Annotated in this window: 7 protein-coding genes; 3 read left to right on the top strand and 4 right to left on the bottom strand. The window is 58.6% G+C overall.

Annotated elements, in window-relative coordinates; genetic code table 11:
* A partial coding sequence (locus tag FJW07_RS31175) for a DUF4347 domain-containing protein (protein WP_140860843.1) occupies window positions 1–1,742 on the bottom strand: 1,742 nt, incomplete at its 3' end.
* Window positions 1,743–1,834: 92 nt separating this feature from the next.
* Window positions 1,835–2,149, bottom strand: coding sequence for a hypothetical protein (locus FJW07_RS31180; RefSeq protein ID WP_140860845.1), 315 nt, complete (start codon window positions 2,147–2,149; stop codon window positions 1,835–1,837).
* A gap of 838 nt (window positions 2,150–2,987) precedes the next feature.
* On the opposite strand from FJW07_RS31180, the gene FJW07_RS31185 reads away from it, so the two are divergent.
* Window positions 2,988–5,777, top strand: a complete 2,790-nt coding sequence (locus tag FJW07_RS31185) for a glycosyltransferase family 25 protein (RefSeq protein ID WP_140860847.1) — start codon at window positions 2,988–2,990, stop codon at window positions 5,775–5,777.
* Window positions 5,778–5,814: 37 nt separating this feature from the next.
* Here FJW07_RS31185 and FJW07_RS31190 read toward each other — a convergent pair whose 3' ends face one another.
* Complete coding sequence (locus tag FJW07_RS31190) at window positions 5,815–7,251, bottom strand: hypothetical protein (protein ID WP_181182783.1); 1,437 nt, start codon at window positions 7,249–7,251, stop codon at window positions 5,815–5,817.
* A 102-nt stretch (window positions 7,252–7,353) separates the two neighbouring features.
* On the bottom strand, window positions 7,354–8,142 hold the full coding sequence (locus FJW07_RS31195) for a TylF/MycF family methyltransferase (protein ID WP_246680928.1): 789 nt from the start codon (window positions 8,140–8,142) through the stop codon (window positions 7,354–7,356).
* 416 nt (window positions 8,143–8,558) lie between these two features.
* Here FJW07_RS31195 and FJW07_RS31200 point away from each other — a divergent pair, with 416 nt between their 5' ends.
* Together FJW07_RS31200 and FJW07_RS31205 are read left to right on the top strand one after the other, a co-directional pair.
* Window positions 8,559–9,749: an FkbM family methyltransferase gene (locus tag FJW07_RS31200; RefSeq protein ID WP_140860851.1), complete on the top strand. Its 1,191-nt coding sequence runs from the start codon at window positions 8,559–8,561 to the stop codon at window positions 9,747–9,749.
* Between the two features lie 177 nt (window positions 9,750–9,926).
* On the top strand, window positions 9,927–10,748 hold the full coding sequence (locus FJW07_RS31205) for a hypothetical protein (RefSeq protein WP_246680929.1): 822 nt from the start codon (window positions 9,927–9,929) through the stop codon (window positions 10,746–10,748).
* Window positions 10,749–11,132 lie beyond the last annotated feature (384 nt).

An 11,132-nucleotide genomic window follows, 5' to 3' on the forward strand; every position in this document is an offset into this window, starting at 1 on the left:
CCCGTTGCGCCTGTCGCTCCGGTTTCACCCGTCGCACCTGTGGCGCCTGTTGACCCGGTTGCTCCAGTCGAGCCGGTCGAGCCAGTCGACCCAGTTTCACCCGTCGCACCTGTGGCCCCGGTCGAGCCGGTTGCGCCTGTCGCTCCGGTCTCACCCGTGGCTCCGGTCGAGCCGGTTGCTCCAGTTGCTCCGGTCTCACCCGTCGCACCGGTTGCTCCGGTCGAGCCAGTGGCTCCGGTCGCGCCAGTTTCGCCTGTTGCGCCGGTACCGCCGGTCGCACCCGTGGCGCCGGTCGCGCCAGTTTCGCCTGTTGCGCCGGTACCGCCGGTCGCACCCGTGGCGCCGGTCGCGCCAGTTTCACCCGTTGCGCCGGTACCGCCCGTCGCGCCAGTTTCGCCCGTTGCGCCGGTGCCGCCGGTGGCGCCGGTCGCGCCAGTTTCACCCGTTGCGCCGGTACCGCCCGTCGCGCCGGTACCGCCAGTCGCGCCAGTTTCACCCGTTGCGCCGGTACCGCCGGTCGCACCCGTGGCGCCGGTCGCACCCGTGGCGCCGGTCGCACCAGTTTCGCCTGTTGCGCCGGTACCGCCGGTCGCACCCGTGGCGCCCGTCGCGCCAGTTTCGCCTGTTGCGCCGGTACCGCCGGTCGCACCCGTGGCGCCCGTCGCGCCAGTGGCACCCGTGGCGCCGGTCGCGCCAGTACCACCCGTCGCGCCAGTACCACCCGTTGCGCCAGTACCGCCGGTCGCACCCGTGCCGCCGGTCGCGCCGGTACCGCCGGTCGCACCAGTTCCGCCCGTAGCTCCGGTCGCGCCCGTGGCGCCAGTCGCTCCAGCGCCGGTCGCACCCGTGGCTCCGGTTGCGCCGGTAGCACCCGCTGGGCCGGTAGCGCCGACTGTGCTGGTGCTGAAGGTCCCAGTATCGAAATGGTTGCCGCCGTTGCCGTTGCTCGGACCGAAGGTGGGGCCGTCCTGGAGTGTGTAAGTATTTCCGCCACCAGGCGTTAACGTGCCGAAAAGATTAAACCCAGAGTCGTATATTTTGTAAGTATGAGTTGGATCCGGTATTGTAATTGTAACAGCAAATTCACTTACTTTATTATTACCTGATTGCGGAAGGGAGAAGCTTCCAACCAACACCGGCGGATTGAGCGTAGTATCTACTAGATAGTATGTATTTATGTTAGCACTGCCATTTTGGATGGTCAGATCACCAGTCAACGTCAGATCGACAGCGAGCACGCCTGCGTAGCTTGCTACGCCCGCTGAGCTCAGCGGCGGAAGAAGGGACGACTGGCCCGGTCGCGCTGACAACTCCCAACTACCACCCAGCCTGGCTTCGCCAACCAGCGACCTGGCTGCGTGAACGTCTGCACCAACAGCCGCCTCCAGTGCGGCCACGAACGTCTCGCCAGTATTCCCCAAGGCCGTTTCGCAGCTCCACAGCCGCATCTCGCCGTCTTCGGCAAGCGCCTTGCCTATCGCGGCGAAATCCTCAGCCTCGTCCCTCACAGTGGCTGCGGACCACTCTCCTGCCGCGAATTGAACCCGGCCTGGCGAGCCGTGCGCGATAACGTGAACCGCGTCGAGCCCCTCGTGCCCAGCGAGAACGTCCGCCATCTGCTGCGCCACCGGCCGCCAGCCGTCGAGCACGACAGCCTCGACCTCGGGCCTCAGATTGCCAAGAACCGTCTCGAGGTCGGAGACTGAAGGATCCACAAACAGAATTTCAGAGGCGCGGGCCATAACTGGCTCCTGTTGGCTTGGAATTCAATTCAAGGGAAAACCGCTCAACCGGCTTGACCGGCGAGCGGCACGAACCAGACATTTGGCAGCGGTCATCGCCCCGCCGCCCCGACGGCACCGTCGGGGCGTTGAATTGTGGGGGTCTCCACGCGAAGGAAGCTGGCAGCCTGGAAAGCCCCGCCTTCGTCGAATGTGCCGATCGCAAGCGAGCCGGCTGCGCTCGGGACCTTGACGGTGAGGGCTACGGCGAGGCTGCGCGGTACGGCCCTGGGAAGGATGACCTGGCCGACGATCGTGTTCTTGGCCGAGTCCAGAATGAAATAGGTGACGTTCTCGGTCCCGTCGCCGATAGGCAAAGCGCCTCGAACGGTGACTTCCATGACCGCAAAGCCCGCAGTGAAGCTCATAGTGTCCTCCTCGATCCGCTGCGGCCAACGCCGCCGTTATTGTCGTTTCTCAGCTTCAGGTTTCAGTCGGTGCCGAGCTTCCGCAGCCGGGCGGGTGAAGCCACGACGGCGAGAGCCGAAAATTGTCCAATCCCAGGAATGCGCCGCCCGAGATACACAGTCGGGCGGACGTCGTTACCAGTCGCAAGGCGACTACCGCAGGTGGCAAGAGGAGATGGACACAGGCCAAGGCCGAAGGCCACGTCAACGCGGCGCCGTCTGGTGGGTGATGTTACACGGACCACTGCCAACTCCATCACGCGGGTCGCGATTGTTCACGACTTGCAAGGAGCCGGCTACTTGCGAGGGACCATCATTGGGAGATCGGTAGCCTAGATTACGGATTCAGGACCAATCGGCGAAACGTTCGCCCACCACCACATACACCGCGCCCTCACGGGTGAGTGGCTTTCCTCCCGGATACTCTCCTGGCTTCGCAGACAACCGCGGACCGGCGATCTTTCGCCAAATCCGCAGCTACCCTCCATTGCATTAGATATTAGTAAATTCGAAATTTCTAAACTTGTAAATGGTTTGGTTTACAATTTATTAATTCAGAACCGCTGGGTCACCCATCAGAGACTGTCATCGAAATGACATGCCAGGGCGTGAACACTTTAAAAATCCAAGAGTTAGCTAAGGGCCATTTCAATCGCGAAAATTGAGAGCCTTCATCAAAATGGCTTAGGCTGCGGCGGCTGTGAGACGAGCGTGAGAGACGATCGAATCCTCATCAAAAAGGATTGCTGTGCGACATGACACTGCGATGCAAATATGGCCGCCTCAACGAGGGTCCGGCGTGAGCACCATCGGCCTGTGCATGATCGTCAAGAACGAGGCGAAGGTCATCCTGCAATGCCTCGCCAGCGCGCTTCCTCTTGTCGACTATGTGCTCGTCGTCGACACTGGGTCCACCGACGGCACACAAGACCTGATCCGAGGCTTTCTCGCGCAAAACAATGTCAAGGGAGCAGTTATCGACGAGCCGTGGCGGGACTTCGCCTACAACCGCAGCTTCGCCCTCGAGCGACTGCGCGAGATCGAGAGCGTCGACTATGCGATGATCATCGACGCGGACGATATGCTGATCTGCGATCGCGACTTCGAGCCAGCCTTGTTCAAGTCGCGGATGGACAAAGATCTCTACGATGTCGAGGTACTGCATGGAAATATCGCGTTCTACCGCCCGCAGATCTGCAGCAACCGGCTGGCCTTTTCCTTCAAGGGTGTGTTGCACGAATATCTGGAAGGCCCCCCCGGCCCCATCTCAAGGCAGAACGCCGAGGGTTTTCGCATCGCAACGGGGCGCGGCGGAGCGCGCAGCCAGAACCCGCGAAAATACCAGGACGACGCGGCGGTGCTGGAGAACGTGCTCGCAACCGAAACCGACCCGTTCCTGATATCGCGCTACACCTTCTATCTGGCGCAGAGTTACAGGGATTTTGGCGAGCGCGAGAAGGCGCTCGAACAGTATTTGAAGCGAGCTGAACTGGGTTTCTGGAACGAGGAGGTCTATGTAAGCCTGCTCGAGGCCGGGAACCTGATGGCGGCGCTTGCCCGGCCCTTCGAAGAAGTCGTCGCGGTCTATGAGCGCGCGACCGCGACAGTGCCCACGCGCGTGGAGGCGCTGCACGCAGCGAGCCTCTACTGCCGCAACCAGGGGCGCAACGCGGAAGGGCTGGACTATGCGCGTCGCGGTGTGGGCCTCACCGAGCCGGCGGGTCTGTTCGTCCAGCCTTGGGTCTACGACTACGGACTGCTCGACGAGTTGTCAGTCAACGCATACTGGGCGGGCGCCCATCGGGAATCGCTCGATGCCTGCCTGAAACTGCTGGCTTCCGACAAATTGCCGGCGGACATGCTGAAGCGGGTTGTGGCCAATGCCCGTTTCGCCGCGGACAAACTCGAGGTCCGCGAGCCGCCGGTATTGGGAAGCCTCGGCGCAGAGAGCCTTGTCGAGCAGCACGCGCTTGTTGCGCAGCGCCCGTTACGCTCGCGGCTCAAAGGCACGCCGCGCGTCCTTGTCGCGATATTGGCAAAGCAGAAGGAGCCCGCGCTGCCGCTCTACCTGACTTGCATCGAAGCGCTCGACTATCCTAAAGAATCGATCGTCCTCTACATCCGAACAAACAACAACACTGATAGGACCGAGCACATATTGCGCGAATGGCTGGAACGCGTCGGCCACCTCTATTCCGCGGTCGAGATCGACACGTCGGACGTGTCCGACCGGGTCGAGCAGTTTCGCGAGCACGAATGGAACGAGACGCGTTTCAAGGTGCTCGGCAGAATCCGCAACATCAGCCTGCGGAAAACCCTCGAGCACAATTGCGAATTCTATTTCGTCGTCGACGTCGACAATTTCGTGCGACCCGCCACGCTGCGGGAACTCGTCGCGCTCGACGTGCCTATCGTTGCGCCGCTGCTACGCTCCATCGCACCCGGTCAGTATTATTCGAACTACCACGCCGAGGTCGACGCGAGCGGATATTATCAGCACTGCGATCAGTATCTCTGGGTGCTCAACCGCCATGTCCGCGGCATCATTGAAATACCGCTCGTGCATTGCACCTACCTTGTCCGCGCCGACGTGCTGACCGAGCTGACATATGACGACGGCACCACGCGATACGAGTACGTCATCTTTGCCGACAGCGCCCGCAAGGCCGGGATCGTTCAATACATCGATAACCGGCAGGTCTACGGCTACATCACCTTCGGCGATGGCGAATATCATGTAAGTGATGGAATCGAGCGCGCAGGCGAGCTTTTGCGCAGCGCGGGTGACGTCCCGGTATTGGCGGAGGTCGCTGCCGTCGCGTCGGCGCCGGCCGAGCCACGGGATTCGCCGAAAATTCACCTGATAAACCTCGACCGGAGCGTCGACCGCTGGAACAAGTATCAGAGCGACAATTGGCATCTGACGCAGAATACGCTTCGGGTATCGGCCGCCGACGGCGCCGCCCTGGACCGGAATGCGCTCATAGAGGAAGGCCTGATCACCAGCGATTGCGCGTATCCGGCAGGAACGCTCGGGTGTGCTCTATCCCATATCAACCTGTGGAAGCTGGCGGTTTCGGAGAACAAGCCGATAACCGTCTTTGAAGACGACGTCCGTGCATCGTTTCGGTTCCTGGAGGAATCGGCCGATCTCATGGCTCGAGCTCCGAGGGATTGGGATATCATCCAGTGGGGCTATGTATTTGACCCATTGTTCGCCTGGCTGGATTTCGGCTTCTCCAAAGCAAAGCTGGAATTCTACGACCTCCGAAATAGAAACGGGACCTCGTTTCAGGCTGAGAAATTCTCGAGATCGCTCGTCGGGCTGGTACATTCGTTTGGAACGCAGGCCTACACAGTCTCGCCGTCAGGTGCACGCAAACTCCTTCAAAAGTGCCTTCCTCTGCAACGCCGGCTTATCCCGTTTCCTGGAACGGGCGTCGTGATCGAGGACACGGGCATCGATTGCGCCATGTGCGGGGCGTACGGCTCGATGCAAGCTTTCCTTTGCATTGCGCCACTCGTCATCCCAGACGACGGGCAATCGTCAGAGCGGATGTCAATGGATCGGCAGCAAAGCTCGGGCTAAGCGCCCCAGCTTTCACGGAGTCGCAGAGCCCGCGACTTCACGCACGGCTATCGCCACGCATTTGGCGCCCGTAATCACGTTCAGCCTCGGTCAGTTGCCGTTTGCGCAGCACCACGCGCATCTCGTCTACCGCCCGCGGGCTGCGCAAGATCTCGTCCTCCAAGACACCTCGCGCCGCGAGCGCATCCCCGATCGAACTATAGCCAAAGGTTTGCTCCACCAACTCGAACCTGGATTCGGTCCATCCGAGATACCAGTACCATTCGCAATAGTAGAGCCAACTCCGCTCGTTGAAGGCGTGTACGTGGGTAGGATCCTGCCAGGCACCGTATGACAGGTCGTATGGCACCACAATATTGAACAGCCCTCCATCCGCCAGCAAAGTCAGGCAGTTCGTCATAGCCGTCACAAGATCCGCAACGTGCTCGAGCACGTGCGAGGCCGTTATGCTGGCAAATAGTCCCCGATCCATCCGAACCGGTCCGAAGCGCTCGGACATAAATTCACGCTCGAACAGGCCAGGATCCGATATGTCGGCCACGATGTCGGGATGCCATCGGTTGCTGATATCGATATTCAGCACCCTTGGATCGCGTATCTTTCCCCGACCGAGTACAACGTCACCGGGCAGGTTCGGCAAATCGCTCCAGGCAAGCGCTTCCGGAAGTATATTTGTTGCTCTGCGTCGACTGAATGCCTCGAACCCGGCCGTCGCTACCTTGTGACGTCTATCCGTGTCGTGCACCAGCGCCTCGGCCGCGGCGACAAGGTTCTCGTATGGCGCCGCAACGAAGGCGTCCGTCAAATCGGCGTCCACAAGTTCGCCCGGATTTATCTCGCTTACTACCGCGCGCCCGTTGGCCAGAAGATCGAATACGCGGATTATTTCGAGCTGCCCACTATCGTAGAAATGTATATTGATAATAACCTTGGATCTAGCAATGAATTGATCGAGCTGTCCGGCAAAAACATTGAACAATGCCTCAACGCGCAGCCCACGAGCGCGCATTTCGTCTATTATTGCCGACCTTCTCTCATTGAATGATCCGTAGAATAGAACATCAATATCCTGTTCAGCGTCACCGATTCGCGCAAGACCATCAACATAGAACATCCGGAAATAATGGACCGGGCGACCTATCTTCCTGGATAGAAAGATGGAATTGCTCTCGCTAAAATCCCATACATGAAACCTCCGCAAGAGATTGCAATAATCATCCGTGATCCAATTTGATGTATAATTTTCGACGTTGAATATAATAGAATTTCCAGGCAGACGATCCAAAGCCGACGTTTGATAAAGATTGGCGCCTAGTACGATCGCCCGCCCGTCGAAATCCGCAGGCAAATCATGAATGATGTCCGTCCCGATCGAGATCTCGCTCAAACCATCGGCGAGCATCCTGACCATGCTTGCGAGCACCTGCACGATCCCTGGATGAACGAGAAGTGTGATGTGTGTTCTTGTGCTCACGTCATCCCCATCCCTCGGCATTCCCGCCATGAACGATCGCCTCGTTCGATGCTGGGCGGTCGCCTTCGAATAGTATTGCTCACGTCACCCGATGGGGGTTTGTCATTGGTGATTTGCGGGCTCGGAAACCCTCCACCACACGGCACAGCCGTCGATCGGAATTAAGGGCGAAGTGATGTTGCCTCTAGCGCGGAACTCATCCACAGCCTGAGCGCACGGGGCCAGGAAGTAGTCGTCGACGATTACAAATCCCCCATACGATACCTTGTGATAGAGCGCATCGAGAGCTTGAACGGTCGACTCATACATGTCGCCATCCAGTCTAAGAACCGCCAATTTTTGTATCGGGGCATTTGGGAGCGTGTCCTTGAACCAGCCTTCAAGGAAGACAACCTGCTCGTCAAGCAAGTCATATCTGCGGAAATTTTCTTCCACGTCCTTCCGGGAGATCGCCAGTTCTCCATGCACGTGGTGGGTGTCGCCAACGTCCGCCGCATACTTTTCGGGACTTGGAGGAGGAAGGCCGGCGAAACTGTCGGCGACAAAGATCCGACGTCGCGTTTCGGCGTATGAGGCAAGAATGCCTCTCATGAAAATGCACGCTCCACCGCGCCAGACCCCGGTCTCTATAAAGTCGCCAGGAACATCGTTCAGGATCACGGTTTCGCACAGATGCCGCAAATTGCGCATCCTCGCCGAGCCAATCATGGTTTGCGCCAGTCCTGGCCAATCCCGCCCGAGGGCACGCTTGTTCGGGTCGTATTGCCCACCGGTCCACGGATCAATGGGCGCGTCGCCGTACAAGGTTCCGGTCAACGATGCTTCGAGAAGATTGAGATACCTATTCCGCATCTTCACGGCGGCGGTCAGGAAGTCATGACTGTCATTCAATGCTGGTCTCCTTCTGAGAGCCTGACCGGAACCGCTGCTTCCGCGCGGGCTTTTGGATGGATACGAGCGCGATTGATCGAACTGCGCTGTCGCCGTAACTTCGTCAGCCACCTGCGAAAAGCTCTTCTCCACAATACGCCTTCGAAATGCAGCCCCGCTCGTTCCGGAGGCCCCGTCCGCTTTACGATCCTTCGCCAAAAACAGACATCATGCTAATTTAGTTTCAGGCGTCGGACATTAGAAATCGAAGTGCAACACGAGATTTTGCCATATCCTTGTGGCCCGCGGCGTCCGCAAGCTCGCTCCCTGCCGCATCGTGGGACGGCCGCTATTGCGGAGATCTACATTTTGACTCGTGGCATCGAACCGCGAGTGAAGGTGCACCAATAGCGAAGCGGAAAGGGCTCTGAATTGCCGTGATAAACCTCGCGATCAACAAACCTGCAACTCAAAGTTCGACCTCAGAATGGTCATTCAGCCCGCACCCGGAGCAGGACGCTCGGGGAGGAAACGACGGCAAGATTTCTGGCGAAATGGGATTTCATACCAAAACGGAAACGGATCCCTGGTGGCAGGTCGACCTTGGCAGCGAGTTTCTAATTCGGCAAGTTGTTATATATAATCGGCAGCATCAAGCGCACAGGCTAAGGCACTTTAGCCTTCTTGGATCAATTGACGAAGAGCATTGGAGGGTCTTCTACAGAAAAATTGATAGCGTGGTCTTTGGCGATTCAGACGGACGGCCTTACGTCGCGAATATTTCTGGAGATCGTATTGCCCGGTTCGTAAGGGTTAGGCTTGACGGCTATGAATGCTTGCACTTCAGTGAATGTCAGATATTTGGTGATCCTCTCGATCAAGCTACACGCGCTCGACTAACCGATGAAGAACGCGAAAATAACCGTATCCCAATTGGACGGGATGGCTATTTCATGGGCGTTGGCGGCTTTGACATATTCGTGGACACTGAAAATTACTCAGAGACGATCATCGATGCACTTCGCAGAAATTACTACGAGGGGCGTGAGCGGCAGTTGACAGCCGATCTGGTTCACCCGTCAGACCGTGTTATCGAAGTGGGAACCGCGATAGGGCTGGTGGCGATGACAGCCGCATTGATCGTGCGCGCTGAAAACGTTCTGACATTCGACGCGAACCCTAAAATTCTTGATGATGCTCGGCAAAACTTCAGGCGAAACGGCCTTTCCAAGATCAAGTCGCGCAACGGGGTTCGGAAAAATCGACAGAAGATCCTCGGCGCGGGTGAAACCGTCGAGTTCTATATCGACAAATCTTTTTGGGCTTCCAGGCTCGATGCGACATCGACGGAACCGAGTATCGTCGACAAGGTTCGAATTCCTGTCTACTGTCTTGAAGACGAGATACGTGACCATTCCGCAAATGTCCTCATTTGCGACATAGAAGGTGGAGAGGTCGAGTTGCTGGAGGCGGCCGATCTGTCCGGTATTCGACTGATCATCATGGAGACGCACTATGCGGTCTCCGGCGAGGCAGCCACGGATGCGATGATGCGAAAGCTTATCGTTGAAGGGTTTTCCCTTCATCTTGGCCATTCCGCGCATCAATTTGTGGTCCTGCGCCGGTAAACTGCTACCGAGGGACTACAGCCAATTGCTCAACCCCACGATCTCTGTTTCGAAGGTTCGACCATCGGGTCGGAAGTGGTTTCGATGAACCGACGAGAGTTTACGGCGTTAACGGTCACATCTTTTGGCCTGGTTTGCCCATCGCGATGGAGTCTGGACAGGAGTCTGGCGGCTGCTATGCCCGTGATTGCTCAAGCTGCCACCCCAGCCGGGTTGCTTCACGCCCCCATCGAGCTTGCCGGCGACTGGGGTCGCATGCTGCCGGGTGCCGCCCTTCAGGTCGTCGAGCGCATGCGCCATGCTTGCCTCGACGGTGTCCGCCTCGTTTCAGATCGCCAGCCGACGAGACTGCGCGTCGAGGAACACACCTCCGGTTCGCCAGCCGTCTGGCTGCACCCCGACGGCAGCAGCATGGCCTGGACAATTGTCGATATCGGCGAGCGGGACTGGTCGAAGCTCGCCTACCAATTCGGGCATGAGCTCGGCCATGTCTTTGCCAACAGCTGGCAGGCCGACGCCAAGCCCGCGCCTCCCTGTCAATGGCTCGAGGAAGCCATGGTGGAGGCCTTTTCGCTGCGTGGCCTGGGGCGCCTGGCGAAGGACTGGAAACAAAACCCGCCCTTTCCCCGCGACAACGCCTTCGGCGACGCCATCGCCGAGTATCGCCAGAACATCGTCAACAGCTACAAGGCGCTTGCCGACTCTCAGGGTCTCACTAGCGACCCGGCAAAGTGGTTTGCCAAGCACCGAAGCGAGATCGAAGTTCCGAACCTCAACTCGTTCGCACAAGCAATGTCCTTGAACATTCTCGCTCAATACGCGGGGGCTTCAGAATGTATCGAGGCCCTTGGCGCACTCAATCGCTGGCCTGGCCGGAGCAGCATTCCAATCGGCGAATATCTGCAACGCTGGAAAGACAGCTGCGCCGATTTGCACGCGTCACCTCAGTTGCCGATCCACTTGAGCGAGATTTTGGGAATTCTGCCTGGCCTCAAGTGATACCTGGCCGACCAGCTGTTGCTCGCTGGTAGACAGCGAGGACCACATTCAATAGCCGAATCTAGTCCGGCACTCGATCAGGAGTGCACTCCTCATGGGAGGCGCGACACCGCTGGCATCCACGCCCCTTTTTGCAGAACTTGACGCACACAACCCTTTTTTTGAACTGCACCGGCGGCGTGATCGAGGTCTCATACCTAACCACGCCGCCGGTTTACGCCGTTGCCCGAGGCACAGTATTTGGGAACACAGAACCGTGGGCTTGGCGTATTTGTTGCGTCGAACCGCAGCCTGCGGCCCGGTGGCCTTCCTCAGTAAACCACGACGCTGCGGATCGACTTGCCCTCATGCATGAGGTCGAAGCCCTTGTTGATGTCCTCCAGC

The organism is Mesorhizobium sp. B3-1-9, from assembly GCF_006439595.1.
Taxonomy (GTDB): Bacteria; Pseudomonadota; Alphaproteobacteria; order Rhizobiales; family Rhizobiaceae; genus Mesorhizobium.